Consider the following 15,321-nt stretch of genomic DNA (forward strand, 5'->3'; position numbering starts at 1 on the left):
AGCGCTGCCATGGGCTACGTTCTAGTCGATCCCGAATGTAGGTTCGATGCCGGCGTGGGCACCCTCGCGTCGCATTACTGACGACGAGGTATATCTGTGGCACCCCGAGGTGGATTCTGATGGTGCGTCCTCCCACTTCCAGGTCGGTCGTACCCGGACCTGGCCGCCTCGGTCTCGTCGAGGAGACTGCGCCGTCCGATCTGCGCACCCTGGGCTGGACGGGCGAAGAGAGTCTGGAGCTGCTGTGGTCGCTCTCGCGTGCCCCCAATGCGGATCTCGCACTGCGCACGTTGGTGCGTATGTACGAGATGCTGGGCAATGGCTGGGCCGAATTCGACGCCGCACTGCGTAACGACAAGGGATTCCGCGGCCGCCTCCTGGGGCTCGTCGGCGCGTCCAGTGCGCTTGCCGACCACCTCGTTGCCGACGACATCACCTGGCGGTTGTTACTGACCGCTGAAGGTCAGAGCAGCGGTGTGTCGGCGAAGATCCAGTTGCCCAGCAAGGCAACGCTGGTCGCGGAGCTGCTCGAGGCCGTCGGGGCCGAGCCGGAGACCGGGCCCAATGCCGCACCCGATCTGTACCGCGCGTCCGTCACCGGCCCGCCCGCCGTGATCGCCCTGCGCAAGAAGTACCGCGACCAGATCATGGTGTTGGCCGCGTACGACCTCGCCGCGACCGTCGAGAACGAACCGGTTCTGCCGTACACGGTGGTGGGAGCCCAACTGTCCGACATGGCAGACGCGGCGCTCACTGCGGCTCTGTCGGTGGCGGTGGCGACCGTGTGTCCCGATGCCCCGTGTCCGACGCGGCTGGCCGTCATCGCCATGGGCAAATGCGGTGCGCGCGAACTCAATTACGTCTCGGACGTCGATGTCGTGTTCGTCGCCGAGCCGGCGGACTCACAGGCGAGTCGGATCGCCGGCGAGATGATGCGCATCGGGTCCTCGGCGTTCTTCGAGGTCGACGCTGCGCTTCGCCCCGAAGGTAAGCGCGGCGAGCTGGTTCGCACGCTCGACTCGCACGTGGCTTACTACAAGCGCTGGGCCAAGACCTGGGAGTTCCAGGCCCTGCTCAAGGCTCGGCCGATGACCGGCGATATCGCCCTCGGCAACGATTACGTCGATGCCGTCAATCCGATGGTGTGGCTGGCCAGTCAGCGCGAGGACTTCGTGCCCGAGGTCCGCGCTATGCGGCGACGGGTCGAGGAGATGGTGCCGACCGAGCTGCGCGAACGGGAGATCAAACTCGGACGCGGCAGTCTGCGCGACGTCGAATTCGCCGTCCAGCTCCTGCAATTGGTGCACGGCCGAACGGACGAGTCGTTGCGCGTACTGGGCACGACCGACGCCCTGACGGCTCTGACCGAGGGCGGGTACGTCGGCCGTGACGACGCCGCGAATCTGACCGCGTCCTACGAGTTCCTCAGGCTGATCGAGCACCGACTGCAATTGCAGCGGATGCGTCGCACACACACCCTGCCGCCGCAGGACGACGAGGAAGCCTTGCGGTGGTTGGCACGCTCGGCGCACATGCGACCGGACGGAAATCGCGATGCGCTCGGTGTGCTCAATGCCGAGATCAAGCGCAACGCGCAGCGCATCCGTCGGCTGCACGCCAAGCTCTTCTACCGACCGCTGCTCGACTCGGTGGTCAAGTTCGACTCGGAGACAGTGCGTTTGACCCCGGACGCGGCGACGCGTCAGCTTGCCGCGCTCGGATACGCGACTCCGCAGAATGCACTGGGCCATCTGCGAGCTCTGGTCGGTTCCGGTACCCGCCGCGGTCAGATTCAGGCTGTGCTGCTGCCGACGTTGCTCGAATGGCTCGCCGACACACCGGATCCCGACGCCGGACTGCTGAACTACCGTCGGCTCTCGGAATCGGCCGGCGAACAGACGTGGTTCCTGCGAGTGCTGCGCGACGAGGGTGCGGTGGCCCAGCGGCTGATGATCGTGCTCGGATCCTCGGCGTACGTGCCGGATCTGCTCATCAAGGCCCCCGAGGTCATCAGGTTGTTCGCCGACGGGCCCACCGGCCCACGCCTGCTGGACGCCGAACCCGAAGAGACCTACCGCGCCATCCTGTCGTCCTCGGCTCGCTACGAGGACCCGGTTCGGGCGATCAACGCTGCCAGGGCGCTGCGACGCCACGAACTGGCCCGGGTGGCCTCGGCCGACATACTCGGCATGCTCGACGTCCCTCAGGTCTGCCGGGCGCTGTCTTCTGTGTGGGCCGCAGTGATCAACGCGGCATTGGCGGCCGCTGTGCGGGCGAGTGAGAAGGAGCGCGGCGAGCCGGCACCGGCGACCCTGGCCGTCATCGGCATGGGACGCCTCGGCGGCGGCGAACTCGGCTACGGAAGCGACGCCGACGTGCTGTTCGTCTGTGAACCGGTGGACGGCGTCGACGAGACCGTTGCGGTCAAGTGGGCCAACACCATTGCCGATCGCATCCGCAAACTGCTCGGAGCGCCGAGCACGGACCCTCCGCTCGAAGTCGACACCGGCCTGCGCCCGGAAGGTCGCAACGGCCCAGTGGTGCGCACGCTGTCGTCCTATGCCGCGTACTACGCCCAGTGGGCTCAAGCGTGGGAGGTACAAGCTCTGCTGCGTGCGCATCAGGTGGCGGGAGATCAGGACCTGGGCATCCGCTTCCTGCTGATGGCCGACAAGGTTCGCTACCCCGAGGGTGGAGTGTCCGCCGACGCCGTCCGTGAAATTCGGCGTATCAAGGCGCGGATCGACTCCGAGCGTCTCCCCAAGGGAGCCGACCCGGCCACCCACACCAAGCTCGGACGCGGGGGACTGGCGGACATCGAGTGGACCGTCCAGCTCATCCAGCTCCGGTACGCACACAAGGTCGAGTCACTGCACAACACGTCGACGCTGCAGTCTCTCGACGCGATCGGTGCCGCCGAGCTGATGAGTGAGACCGACATCGAACTGCTGCGTGAAGCGTGGATCCTGGCGACGAAAGCGCGCAACGCACTCGTCCTGGTTCGCGGTAAGCCGACCGACCAACTGCCGAGACCGGGTGCCGTCCTGTCCGCCGTCGCACAGGTGGCGGGGTGGGAGAACGGCGACGCCGGGGCATTCCTCGACAACTATCTGCGCGTCACGCGTCGGGCCAAGGCAGTCGTGGAGAGGACGTTCGGCGGGCTCTAGTCGCTGCCCGCGGTGACGAAGCCCTGCTCGACCATCCAGTCACGTGCGACGTCCGCGGGTTCCCGGCCGTCGATGTCGACCTGCTTGTTCAACTCCGAAATCGCTTCGTTGGTGAGCGCAGCGGAGATGGGCGCGGTGACCTCGGCTATCTCCGGATAGCGATCCGCGATCTCCTGCCGCACGACGACAGTCGCGTTGTACCGCGGAAAGAACGCCTTGTCGTCCTCGACCACGGTCAGGTTCAGGCCCTTGATTCGGCCGTCGGTGGTGAACACCTCACCGAATCGGCACTGCGAACCGTCCGCTGTTGCCTGATAGATAACGCCGGTCTGCAGAATCTGCACCGAGATGGCGTTGGCGTCGAAACCGTATGTGGCGGCGAGGCCGGGGAGTCCGTCCTGGCGACTGTTGAACTCCGTCTCGACGCACAGCGACGCGGCGGCGGGGTCTCGGTTCACCAGAGCGGCGTAGTCCGACAGCGTGCGCACACCGGTCTCCTGCGCGACCTGCTGATTCATGGCCAGCGCGTAGGTGTTGTCCATCGGCGCGGGATTGACCCAGTCGATGCCGTTGGCCTTGTCCGCATCGCGCACTGCCTCGAACTGTTCCGTGGCATCGGGAATGGGCTTTTCGTTGCCCAGGTAGTTGATCCACCCGGTTCCGGTGTATTCGTAGGCGAGGTCCACCTGGCCGTTCTGCATCGCGAGTCGAACGCTCTGCGAGCCCACGATGTTGGTGAGGTCTCGAACGTCGGCACCGGCTGCGCTGAGAGCGAATTCGAGGATGTAGCCGAGGATGATCTGCTCGGTGAAGTCCTTCGATCCGACGGTGAACTCGGCACCTTCGAGCCCTGCGAGCGGAGTGATGCTGCCGGCCTCGACCGACAACGGCATCGCGCCGCCGGACTGCAATCCGCACCCCGTCAGTCCGAGAGCGGTGGTGGCGCACAGCGCTGCGAGTCGTCGGGTGGTGCGCCGCATCAGCGGAGTCCTTTCGGTCCGAGGTAGGCCTCGGCGAGTGCGCCCAGCCAATCCACCAACAGCGCGAGTGCAACCGCGAGAACGGCACCTACGACGAGAATGAGTGGTTGGTTGAGCTTGTAGCCGGTGTCGATCAGAACGCCGAGCCCGCCTGCTCCGACGAGAAAACTCAGAGTTGCGGTGCCGACGGCGAGCACGAGCGAGGTGCGCAGACCCGCCAGGATGAACGGAACCGCGAGCGGGAACTCGATGCGGCGCAAAATCCCCATGTTCGACATGCCCTGTCCGCGAGCGGCATCGATGTAGTTCGGCTCGACTGTCTGAAAGCCCAGCATAGTGTTGCGCAGAACGGGGAGCAACGAATAGAACGCGATCGGGAGAACGCCGGTCCAGAAACCCGTTGCTCCCGTCCACAGGAACAACAACACCAGCAAGCCGACGGCCGGTGCGGCCTGCCCGATGTTCGCGATACCGATGAACAGTGGAGCGGCTTTGCGATACCCGTTGCGAGTCAACAGAATTCCCAGAGGCACGGCGATGACGAGCACCAACGCGGTGACGACGAAGGTGATCAGCACATGCTCGAGAACCCTGGTAGAGATCGTGCTGATGTTGATCGTCTCGGCCTGCGTCGCGGTGAGGTCTCTGGTCAACGCGTAGACCAACAGAATCGCCACGATCACCAGCACCAGGGCCGGCTGGATGAGAAGACGAATTCGCTCGGCGCGCTTGGCAGTACGCGCGGCATCCTTGGTCTCGTCGCCGGTATCGGCGAGTGTCGTCACGACGGAGTCCCGGCAGCTGCGCGCGGCTCGTCGTGATCGTTCGCGTGTTGCGACCGCAACGACTTGATGGTGTCGATCAGCACGTCGATCGTCACGGTGCCGACGTACTCGCCGCGATTGCCGGTGACGGTCGCCGTCGCATTGCCCTCGGACAACAGAGCTTCCAGCGCGTCCTGCAGGGTGGACTGGGTCGAAACCAATTCTCCCATCGGCACCCCGACGTCACGGAGGCTCCCGACCCCCGCGAGGTGGCGTCGATCCGTCCACCGAATCGGGCGTCTACGGGAATCGACGATGATTCCCCAGGCTTCGGGGTCGGATCCCAGCGCCGAGTTCATCGACTCCACCGAGTCGTCCTCGCCGAAGACCGGTACGTCGGACAGCTCGATGTCGCGTACTCGCATCAACGTCAGCTGCTTCAAAGCGGCTCCGGCTCCGACGAACCCGGCCACGGTGTCGTCGGCCGGGTTGGCGAGCACCGCCTCGGGGGTGTCGTACTGGAGGATCGTGGACTGGTTACCGAGCACGGCGATGCGGTCACCGAGCTTGACCGCCTCGTCGAAATCGTGCGTGACGAACACGATGGTCTTGCCCAATTCTGCTTGCAGACGCATCAATTCGTCCTGCAGCAACCCGCGGGTGATCGGGTCGACGGCACCGAACGGTTCGTCCATCAACAGCACCGGAGGATCGGCGGCAAGAGCGCGTGCGACTCCGACGCGTTGCTGCTGACCGCCGGAGAGCTGCCGCGGATAACGCTGGCGATAGACCGCCGGATCGAGGCCGACGAGGTCCAGCATCTCGTCCGTGCGGTCGTCGATTCGCTTCTTGTTCCACCCGATCAGACCCGGCACCATGCCGACGTTCTGCGCAATCGTCATGTGCGGGAACAGGCCTGCCTGCTGAATGGAATAACCGATGGTGCGGCGCAATTCGTTCGGATCGATCGACAGTGCGTCCTTGCCACCGATCGTGATGCGGCCCGATGTCGGCTCGATCAGACGGTTGATCATGCGCATCGTCGTCGTCTTGCCGCAACCGGACGGCCCGACGAGTACGACGACCTCGCCCGCGGGGATGGTCATCGACACGTTGTCGACGGCAGCGAGCTTCTGCCCCGGATAGCTCTTGGTCACGTTCTCGAGCACGATTTCCGCGCCGGAGACATTCGATGTACGGGTCGAGTCACTCACGGATACCCCTCGAGGTGGTCAGTTTGCCGATCAACACGTAGATCCCATCGAGGATCAACGCCAGCAGGACGATCAGGACAGTGCCGGTCAGGGCCTGCGGTAGAGCTGTGGGGCTACCCACGCGGGCGAGGCCCGAGAAGAGGAGGTTGCCGAGTCCGGGACCCTTGGCGTACGCGGCGATGGCGAGAATGCCCATGGCCATCTGCGTACTGACGCGCATGCCGGTGAGGATCGACGGCCACGCGAGTGGAATCTCGATGCGGCGCAACACCAGAGCGCGGCTCATTCCGATTCCGCGGGCCGCGTCGGCAACGGCCGGATCGACGGCTGCCAAGCCCACCACGGTGTTGCGGATGATCGGGAGAAGCGAGTACAGAACAAGTGCTGTCACAGTGGGTTTGACGCCCAGACCCAGCACCGGAATGAGAACTCCGAGCAATGCGAACGACGGAATGGTGAGAACCGTACTGGCCAGGGCCGTCGCGACTGCGGAGCCCGCAGGGCTTCGGTACACGAGCACACCGATCGCCACCCCGATGACGGTTGCAATGACGACACATTGAATGACGGCCGACACGTGGAGATACGAATCGATCGCCAACTGCCTTCGCCGCCCGACGATGAAGTCCCACAGAGCGTCCATGCAGTTGTAGTCCTCTGTTCGGCTGAGCGCGGATGCTTTTCTGTACCCCGTCGTTACCCATTCAAACGTCAGGTGAACCCTTTTGCAGCGAAACGACGAAATGGTTTCGGCGACAAGCCCATTCGAACCGCAAACGCCCGACCGGGTCAGCCCGGTCGGGCGTTCGTGGACTAACGACGGGTCACCGGCGAAGATGACCCGAGAACTCACACGTCGTAGTAGAGCGAGAACTCGTACGGGTGCGGACGCAGGTTGACCGGAGCGATCTCCTGCTCACGCTTGAGCGAGATCCACGTCTCGATGAGGTCGGTGGTGAAGACGCCGCCCTCGGTGAGGTAGTCGTGGTCGGCCTCGAGACGGTCGATGACCGCGTTGAGCGAGGTGGGTGCCTGAGGAATGTTCTTGGCTTCCTCGGGCGGCAACTCGTAGAGATCCTTGTCGACCGGAGCCATCGGCTCGATCTTGTTCTTGATTCCGTCCAGGCCCGCCATCATCTGAGCGGCGAAGTTCAGGTACGGGTTGCCCGAGGAGTCCGGCGCGCGGAACTCGAGGCGCTTGGCCTTCGGGTTGTTACCGGTGATCGGGATACGCACTGCCGCAGAGCGGTTGCGCTGGCTGTAGACCAGGTTGATGGGGGCTTCGTAGCCCGGCACCAGGCGGTGGTACGAGTTGATCGTCGGGTTCGTGAAGGCCAACAGCGACGGAGCGTGGTGCAGAATGCCGCCGATGTAGTGACGTGCCAGATCGGACAGTCCGGCGTATCCGGCCTCGTCGTGGAAGAGGGGCTTACCGTCCTTCCACAGCGACTGGTGCACGTGCATGCCCGAGCCGTTGTCGCCGAAGAGCGGCTTCGGCATGAAGGTTGCCGACTTGCCGTTCTGCCACGCGGTATTCTTGACGATGTACTTGAACAGCTGCAAGTCGTCGGCCGCGCGAAGCAGCGTGTTGAACTTGTAGTTGATCTCCTGCTGACCGCCGGTGCCGACCTCGTGGTGGGCACGCTCGAGCTCGAAGCCTGCATTCTGCAGGTTGGTCGAGATCTGGTCGCGCAGGTCGACGTAGTGGTCGTACGGCGCGACGGGGAAGTAGCCGCCCTTGAAGCGAACCTTGTAGCCCAGGTTGGGGCTGCCGTCGGCCTCGGTCTCGGCTCCGGTGTTCCACCAACCCGAGGACGAGTCGACCTCGTAGAACGCACCGTTGGCCTGCGAATCGAAGCGAACCGAATCGAAGATGTAGAACTCGGCCTCGGCACCGAAGTACGCGGTGTCGGCAATGCCGGTGCTCGCCAAGTACTCCTCGGCCTTACGAGCAACGTTGCGCGGATCGCGGCTGTAGGCCTCACGCGTGAACGGGTCGTGGACGAAGAAGTCGATGTTCAGCGTCTTGGCGTTGCGGAACGGGTCGACCTGAGCGGTGGCGTAGTCCGGCAGCAGGATCATGTCGGACTCGTGGATCGACTGGAAGCCGCGGACGGACGAGCCGTCGAACGCAAGGCCGTCTTCCAGGGTGTCGGCCGTGAACGCCTTGGCAGCAATGGAGAAGTGCTGCTGCGCACCCGGCAGATCGGTGAACCGGATGTCGACGTATTCGATTCCTTCATCTGCGATGAACTTGATGACCTCTTGGGCCGTGGAAAACGCCACGCTTTTGCTCCTTAGTTGAGTCCGTCGAACTGACGGTATGGACTCGGTGTTGCCCGCCCGTCAAGCTCGTGTTTCGCCCGTGTTACACGTCGTGGTTCACGGTTGGCACGAACAACAGTACGTCCACCCGTTTTTTCGCGTGCCCGACCGCGCCTATCCTGGGAATCATGGCACGAATGACAGGGTCCTGGTTGTCCGGACCGGCGGCCGCGAACCCACGACCGCCGCAGAACTTCCGTGGGGAACAACTCGGTCTGCCCGCACAGGGTGTCGGCGCACTCGCCGGAACCGGTCGTAGAGTCCTGGCGTTGCTGCTGGACTGGACGATGGCCACCGGTGTGGCGTCGCTGATTCTCGGCGGTTACACCACCAGCGGGCTGATCTCGACGATCGTGCTGGCCGTGTGGTTCGTCGTAGGAATCGCTAGCGTCTCGCTGTTCTCGTTCACCCCGGGGCAGTTCATCGTGGGAGTTCAGGTGGGACGCATCGACGCCCATGCGCGAGTCGGTTTCGTCCGGGCATTGGTGCGGCAGCTCATTCTGCTGTTCGTCGTCCCGGCCGTGATCACCGATATGGACGGCCGGGGAATGCACGACCGCGCAACGGGAACAGCCCTGCTGCGGACCCGCTGAGGGGTCGACGCACCAGGGCTGTCGGTCGAAATACGGGTCAGCGACGCTTCATGGTCCGCTGAACGCCCTTCATCTTGGCCCCGCCGGGAATCGGTCCCTTGGGCATTGCCGGGCCACCCTTGGTGCCCAACGCGGCCAGCCGTGACTCGATGGTGTCCATCCGCTTACCGTCGATGTTCTTCGGCAGCTTCGACAGGTACTTCTGCAGACCCGACAGTGGAATCTGGTTCTCCCCGTTACCGACGATGATGTCGTAGATCGGAGTATCGCCCACCAGCCGGGCGGTCTTCTTCTTCTCCTGGGCCAGCAAGGTCTTTACGCGCTGCGGGGCACCCTCGGCCACGAGAATCACCCCGGGCTTCCCGATCACCCGGTGCACGGCGTCGAGATGAGTGGTGCCTGCGATCGCATTGGTGACACGCCACGATCCCTGAAGATTGTCCAGGGCCCACGCCGCAGCACCGGCCTGACCGTCGGCCTTCTTGTACACGGACTTCTGCACCCGTCGGCCGAAGATGATGAACGCGACCAGCACGCCCAACAGAAGCCCGATGGGGAGAAGGAACCACTGAAAGCCGAAGGCCAGGCCGATCAGGAAGCCGATCAGTCCGAGACCGACCACCGCTCCGATCATCAGCGGAAGGAGAGCCTTGTCGTCCTTACGCTGCATCTGGAACGCCTGCCACAACTGGCTGCGCCGTTCCTTCGATGCCTGCTTGCGGGCTGCCTTGGCAGCCGCCTTTGCTTCCTTGCTGGGCTTTGCTGCTTTGCCAGCTTTACTGCCGTTCGCCATACCTCACAGGATACGGCCTGTGCCGACGCTCACGTGCATCGCGCTGCGTCGAGCAGAGCGATCAGCGAGGAGCCAGCCGAGCCATCAGCGAGCTGGCCTCCTGAGAAGCTTCGCCGCCGTCGGTGAGGTGGCTCATGCTCTCGGGCAGTTCGCGACCGTGGTGTGCCATGGCCTGCGCGTAAAGGCGTCCGGCGCGGTACGAGGAGCGGACCAACGGGCCGGCCAGCACGCCGGCGAACCCGACCTCGGTGGCGTAGTCGGAGTGCTCGACGAACTCCTCCGGCTTGACCCACCGCTCGACGGGGTGGTGCCGCGGTGACGGTCGCAGGTACTGGGTGATCGTCAGAATGTCGCAGCCCGCCTCGTGCAGGTCGCGAATCGCTTCCTGGACTTCCTCGGGAGTCTCGCCCATGCCGAGAATGAGATTCGACTTGGTGACCAGACCGTCGTCACGCGCCGCGGTGATGACGTCCATCGACCGCTGGTACCGAAACGCCGGACGGATGCGCTTGAAGATGCGCGGCACCGTCTCGACGTTGTGGGCCAACACCTCCGGGCGGGAGGAGAACACCTCGGCCAGCTGATCGGGCTTGGCGTTGAAGTCGGGGATCAGCAGCTCGACGCCGGTGTTCGGGTTGAGCTTCTTGATGTACCGGACGGTCTCTGCGTAGAGCCACGCACCACCGTCTTCGAGGTCGTCGCGGGCGACTCCGGTGATCGTCGAGTAGCGCAGGCCCATGGCCTGCACACTCTCCGCCACGCGGCGGGGCTCGTCACGATCGAGATCCTCGGGCTTGCCGGTATCGATCTGGCAGAAATCGCATCGACGGGTGCATTGTTCGCCGCCGATGAGGAAGGTCGCCTCGCGATCTTCCCAGCATTCGTAGATATTCGGGCAGCCGGCTTCCTCGCACACCGTATGCAGACCTTCACGCTTCACAAGACCCTTGAGCTCGGTGTATTCCGGGCCCATCTTGGCTTTGGTCTTGATCCAGTTGGGTTTGCGTTCGATGGGGGTCTCCGCGTTTCGGATCTCGAGGCGGAGCAGCTTGCGTCCTTCTGGGGCCACAGTCACCTCAGCAATGCTACGCGCCGAACCGAACCGTCGTGACTTGCGGGTTGACCGTGGCGGTAGTGATCTCCGGGTGCCCGAGCTCGTGGTCTCTGACCGGCATCGATCCGTCCAATGCGGCCAGAACTGCCGTCGTGACCGACTCGAGTACCTCGTCGACCGTCACGTCTCGTCCCAGCTCGAGCGACAGCGACGTCACACCGGCATCGGCGATTCCGCAGGGCACGATCGCGTCGAAGCCCGTCATTGCCGAATTGCAGTTGAGGGAGAAGCCGTGCAGGGTCACGCCGCGCTGAACTCGCACGCCGATGGCCGCGATCTTGCGTTCGGGTAGAAGCACGCCGTCGCGAACCTCGGACGCGAGCCACACCCCGGACCTGCCGTCCACCCGCCCGCACGCGATGCCGTGATCGGACACCACGGAGATCAGCGCTTCCTCGATCCGGCGGACGTACTTGACGACATCGATGGGCTGTGCCAGCGCGACGATGGGGTAGCCGACGAGTTGACCCGGACCGTGCCAGGTGATCTTGCCGCCGCGATCCACCTCGACCACAGGAGTACCGTCGCGCGGCATGTCCTCTTCCGAGGTACGCCGCCCCGCGGTGTAGACGGAAGGGTGCTCGAGCAGCAGCAGCGTATCCGGGCCCCGGTTGTCGGCGCGGGCGTCGGCCACTTCCCGCTGCATAGCCCACGCCTGGGTGTACTCGACGGTGCCCAGCTCTCGCACGACGACCGGCTCGCTGCTGGCCCGGGCCGAGTCGGTGCCGGTGGCCGTAATCGACGGGGCGTTCACGTCACTCATGAGAGGAAACGCTACGCCGGGTCATGAGCCGACAGCCACCCGCAGTGCTTCGCCCACGGTGTTGTGCTCGAAGGTGTAGCCGGCGTCTTCGAGTGCCTTGGGAATGGCTCGCGGCCCGGTCAGGATCGCCTCCTCGGCAAATTCACCGATGACCGCTTTGAGGGCGAACCCGGGCACCACCCACGGGGCCGGACGATGCACCGCTCGGGACATCGCGCTGTTGAACTGGGCGTTGGTCACCGGAGTCGGCCCCACCATGTTGACCGGCCCGCGCAGCGAGTCGTTCTCGATACCGTGCACGATGGCACCGATTTCGTCCTCCAACGAAATCCACGGAAAGTACTGACGGCCACTGCCCAATCGACCACCGAGCGCGAACAGGTACAGCGGGCGCAGCTTGCCCAGCATGCCGCCGCGCTGCGACAGCACCACACCGCTGCGCAACAGAATCGTGCGTACACCGGCCTCCGACGCCGCAGCCGTGGCGTTCTCCCAATCGCGGCACACTTCGGCGAGGAATCCGTCTCCCACTGTGGCGGTCTCGTCGACCACTCGGTCGCCGGTGTCACCGTAGAAATTGACGCCGCTGGCATTGATCAGGGTGGGGACACCCGCGTCGGCAGCAGCCGACGCGATCACCTCGGTGGGCGCTATGCGGCTGTCGCGCACCAGCTGCTTGTACGCACCGGACCATCTCTTGTCGCCGATGCCGACGCCACACAGATTGACGACCGCATCGGCACCGGCCAGCACGGCGGGGTCGATACTGCCGTGCGACGGGTCCCATTGCGACTCGTCCGGACCCGCAGGCGAACGCCGGACCAGTCTGGTGACGTCGTGGCTGCGGCCGCGCAGAGCTGCAACGAGAGCTGTGCCGATCAATCCTGATGAACCTGCAATGACTACGCGCATGTGAACGAAAGCCTCCTTGACGCACTCCGGGGCACCATTCGCGAACGAATGATGCCCCGGATGCTCTGTCCGTGCCCCTGGTGAACGAGACCCCGATGCGAATGTTTCGCGCTCTTACGAGAATACGTGGCGCGACACTCGCCGGTTGTCTACAGACCCAGATCGGCCTCGAACGATGCCACTTCGAGCCGCTGCTTGATGGTCGTCAGGAAGCGACCTGCGTCGGCTCCGTCCACCAACCGGTGGTCGTAGGTGAGCGGCAGGTAGCACATCGAGCGAACACCGATCGACTCGTTGCCCGAGTCGTCCTTGACCACGACGGGACGCTTGACGATCGCACCCGTACCCAGCATGGCCGCCTGCGGCGGAACCAGGATCGGGGTGTCGAACAGCGCGCCCTGGCTGCCGATGTTGGTGATCGTGAACGTGCCACCGGACAGCTCGTCGGGCTTGAGTCCACCCGAACGTGCACGGGTGGCGATGTCGTTGATCGCCCGCGCGAGTCCGGCCAGCGACAGGTCGCCTGCGTTGTGGATGACGGGGGAGAGCAGACCCTGCTCGGTGTCCACGGCGATGCCGAGGTGCACATCGGCGTGGTACGTGATCTCCTTGGCGTCCTCGTTGATGCTCGCGTTGACGTTCGGGTGAGCCTTGAGAGCCTCGACGACCGCCTTCGCGAAGAACGGCAGGTACGTCAGGTTGACGCCCTCGTTCTCGGCGAACTTCGCCTTGGCCTTGGTGCGGAGACCGGCGATCTTCGTCACATCGACCTCGAAGGTCTGCGTCAGCTGAGCAGAAGTCTGCAGCGACTCACGCGTCTTCTTCGCGGTGATCTGACGAATACGGTTGATCTTCTGCGTGGTGCCGCGCAGGTGTGCGAGCTCGGGACGAACTCCCGCGGTCACCGGTGCTGCGGGCTTCGACGCTGCGGCGGGTGCTGCCTCGGCAGCCGGAGCAGCGGGAGCCTTCTTGGCCTCGGCTGCGGCGAGAACGTCCTGCTTGCGGATGCGTCCACCCACGCCGGTGCCCTTGACGGACGACAGATCGACGTCATTGTCCGACGCCAACTTGCGGACCAGCGGAGTGACGTATGGGCTCGAGTCGCCCGACGGTGCCGATTCCTTGGCGGGAGCGGCCTTGGGGGCCTCCTGCTTCGGTTCGGGCTTCGGCTCGGCCTTGGGAGCTTCCTTCTTGGGGGCTTCCTGCTTCGGCTCGGGCTTCGGCTCTTCCTTGGGCTCTTCGGCCTTCGGGGCCTCGGGCTCCGGAGTTGCCTCGGGCTCGGGGGCCTTCTCGGCGGGTGAACCGGAGCCGATGACTGCGAGCTGGCCGCCGACGGCCACGGTGTCGTCTTCCTCGGCGGAGATCTCGAGCAGGGTGCCGGCGACCGGAGACGGAATCTCGGTGTCGACCTTGTCGGTGGAGACCTCGAGCAGCGGCTCGTCCACGGCGACCTCGTCGCCGACGGCCTTGAGCCAGCGCGTCACGGTGCCCTCGGTGACGGACTCACCCAACTCGGGCATGGTCACCGGCGTTCCGGAACCGGAACCCGACGAGCCGGAAGACGAGCTCGCTGCGGGTGCTTCCTGCTCGGCCTGCGGTTCGGGCTCGGCTGCGGGAGTGGGCTCCTCGGCAGGCTCTTCCGGTGCCGCTTCTTCGGCAGGTGCAGAGTCCTCGGCGGGAGCGTCGGACGAGGAAGACTCGTTCGCGTCACCGATCTGAGCGAGCTCGCCACCGATCTCGACGGTGTCGTCTTCCTGAGCGACGATCTTGGTGAGAACACCGGCAGCAGGCGACGGGATCTCGGTATCGACCTTGTCCGTGGAGACTTCGAGCAATGGCTCGTCGACTTCGACGGTGTCGCCTTCTTGTTTGAGCCACCTCGTGACAGTTCCCTCGGTGACACTCTCACCGAGAGCTGGCATCTGGACGGAGAAGGCCATGTCTGTTGACTCCTCGACAGTTGTATGCGGGTGATTTAGTTCGACGACTTGTGGTCGCAGACCATTGTGCTGGCGGAACAGGGTTCATGGACGAGAGTTGGGTGATTCGGTTCGACGGAGGCACCGGTGCGATCGACACTCACCGAGCACGTTCGGCTCGATCCAGCGCCCACGTCGACACTTCCTCTCGGCAACTCACTTACTCACTTCACGAGCCTTGGTTCACAATCAAGAGAGCTGAACCCTCTAATGTCATCCTTCCATTGATGTCGCCTCGCCGTTCCCCTAGGGCGTGTAACACGCCTGTCGAACTGGTGGGTAACAAAGATCCGGCACCGAAACTCGGACTTCGCCGGCCGTACGAAAGAGGAGTTCGCGTGGGATTGTTCGATCGATTCAAGTCGAGCGGCGGGGGCGCGAAACGGGCACCCGAAGGCTCGGTTGCCCAGTACCTGGCCGATTGGACCTCGGCGCGAATCGGCGTCGAGGCCTACGTGGAACCGAAAACGACGGTCACGCCGCTGACGGTGGTTCTGGTCGCGAACGACGGTGAGTGGACGCGTCGACCGCTCGATGAAAAATATGTACGAAAGATCGGATCGGATCTGAAAATTCCGGTGTACGACGTCCGCAAGACGGGTTATCCGCAGAGGATGCGTGATCACGACGCTCGGCAGAAGCTGATTCGGCAGCGCGAACAACAGCAGCGCGACAGCTGACGCCGTCCGTGCGCGAACAGATGGTGCCTCGCGCACG

At 64.5% G+C, this 15,321-nt stretch carries 13 protein-coding genes; 3 read left to right on the top strand and 10 right to left on the bottom strand.

Annotated elements, in window-relative coordinates; genetic code table 11:
* Positions 1-119 precede the first annotated feature (119 nt).
* The gene (locus E4P29_RS04860; RefSeq protein WP_135042411.1) at positions 120-3,167 is read left to right on the top strand and encodes a bifunctional [glutamine synthetase] adenylyltransferase/[glutamine synthetase]-adenylyl-L-tyrosine phosphorylase; all 3,048 of its coding nucleotides are present in this window, start codon (positions 120-122) and stop codon (positions 3,165-3,167) included.
* Here E4P29_RS04860 and E4P29_RS04865 read toward each other — a convergent pair.
* The 5 genes from E4P29_RS04865 to glnA all read right to left on the bottom strand — a co-directional run bounded on the left by E4P29_RS04865 (position 3,164) and on the right by glnA (position 8,411).
* Positions 3,164-4,147, bottom strand: a complete 984-nt coding sequence (locus tag E4P29_RS04865) for a glycine betaine ABC transporter substrate-binding protein (RefSeq protein WP_135042413.1) — start codon at positions 4,145-4,147, stop codon at positions 3,164-3,166. The genes E4P29_RS04860 and E4P29_RS04865 overlap by 4 nt on opposite strands.
* Positions 4,147-4,932 carry an ABC transporter permease gene (locus tag E4P29_RS04870; protein WP_027497409.1) on the bottom strand — a complete coding sequence of 262 codons (786 nt, stop codon included), beginning with the start codon at positions 4,930-4,932 and terminating at the stop codon, positions 4,147-4,149. Before E4P29_RS04870 ends, E4P29_RS04865 begins: the two co-directional genes overlap by 1 nt.
* A complete protein-coding gene (locus E4P29_RS04875; protein ID WP_135042415.1) occupies positions 4,929-6,125 on the bottom strand; it encodes an ATP-binding cassette domain-containing protein in 1,197 nt (398 codons plus the stop codon). Before E4P29_RS04875 ends, E4P29_RS04870 begins: the two co-directional genes overlap by 4 nt.
* Entirely contained in the window at positions 6,118-6,768 is a 651-nt protein-coding gene (locus E4P29_RS04880; protein ID WP_027497407.1) for an ABC transporter permease, read from the bottom strand. Before E4P29_RS04880 ends, E4P29_RS04875 begins: the two co-directional genes overlap by 8 nt.
* Before the next feature lie 206 nt (positions 6,769-6,974).
* The gene (gene glnA, locus E4P29_RS04885; RefSeq protein WP_032368128.1) at positions 6,975-8,411 is read right to left on the bottom strand and encodes a type I glutamate--ammonia ligase; all 1,437 of its coding nucleotides are present in this window, start codon (positions 8,409-8,411) and stop codon (positions 6,975-6,977) included.
* Positions 8,412-8,578: 167 nt separating this feature from the next.
* Here glnA and E4P29_RS04890 point away from each other — a divergent pair, with 167 nt between their 5' ends.
* Positions 8,579-9,043, top strand: a complete 465-nt coding sequence (locus tag E4P29_RS04890) for an RDD family protein (RefSeq protein WP_032368127.1) — start codon at positions 8,579-8,581, stop codon at positions 9,041-9,043.
* A 37-nt stretch (positions 9,044-9,080) separates the two neighbouring features.
* Here the strand turns inward: E4P29_RS04890 and E4P29_RS04895 are convergent, their stop codons facing one another.
* The 5 genes from E4P29_RS04895 to sucB all read right to left on the bottom strand — a co-directional run bounded on the left by E4P29_RS04895 (position 9,081) and on the right by sucB (position 14,565).
* On the bottom strand, positions 9,081-9,836 hold the full coding sequence (locus E4P29_RS04895; protein ID WP_027497404.1) for a DUF4191 domain-containing protein: 756 nt from the start codon (positions 9,834-9,836) through the stop codon (positions 9,081-9,083).
* Positions 9,837-9,897: 61 nt separating this feature from the next.
* Positions 9,898-10,911 (bottom strand): lipoyl synthase, encoded by a 1,014-nt coding sequence (gene lipA, locus E4P29_RS04900; RefSeq protein WP_176456727.1) that lies wholly within the window; start codon positions 10,909-10,911, stop codon positions 9,898-9,900.
* Positions 10,912-10,921: 10 nt separating this feature from the next.
* Positions 10,922-11,713 (bottom strand): lipoyl(octanoyl) transferase LipB, encoded by a 792-nt coding sequence (lipB, locus tag E4P29_RS04905; protein ID WP_135042417.1) that lies wholly within the window; start codon positions 11,711-11,713, stop codon positions 10,922-10,924.
* Positions 11,714-11,734: 21 nt separating this feature from the next.
* Complete coding sequence (locus E4P29_RS04910) at positions 11,735-12,625, bottom strand: TIGR01777 family oxidoreductase (protein WP_135042419.1); 891 nt, start codon at positions 12,623-12,625, stop codon at positions 11,735-11,737.
* Between the two features lie 149 nt (positions 12,626-12,774).
* Complete coding sequence (sucB, locus tag E4P29_RS04915; RefSeq protein ID WP_135042421.1) at positions 12,775-14,565, bottom strand: 2-oxoglutarate dehydrogenase, E2 component, dihydrolipoamide succinyltransferase; 1,791 nt, start codon at positions 14,563-14,565, stop codon at positions 12,775-12,777.
* Positions 14,566-14,942: 377 nt separating this feature from the next.
* On the opposite strand from sucB, the gene E4P29_RS04920 reads away from it, so the two are divergent.
* Positions 14,943-15,284 (top strand): oxidoreductase, encoded by a 342-nt coding sequence (locus E4P29_RS04920; RefSeq protein ID WP_135042424.1) that lies wholly within the window; start codon positions 14,943-14,945, stop codon positions 15,282-15,284.
* Positions 15,285-15,321 lie beyond the last annotated feature (37 nt).

The organism is Rhodococcus sp. 1R11 (genome assembly GCF_004563845.1).
Taxonomy (GTDB): domain Bacteria; phylum Actinomycetota; class Actinomycetes; order Mycobacteriales; family Mycobacteriaceae; genus Rhodococcoides.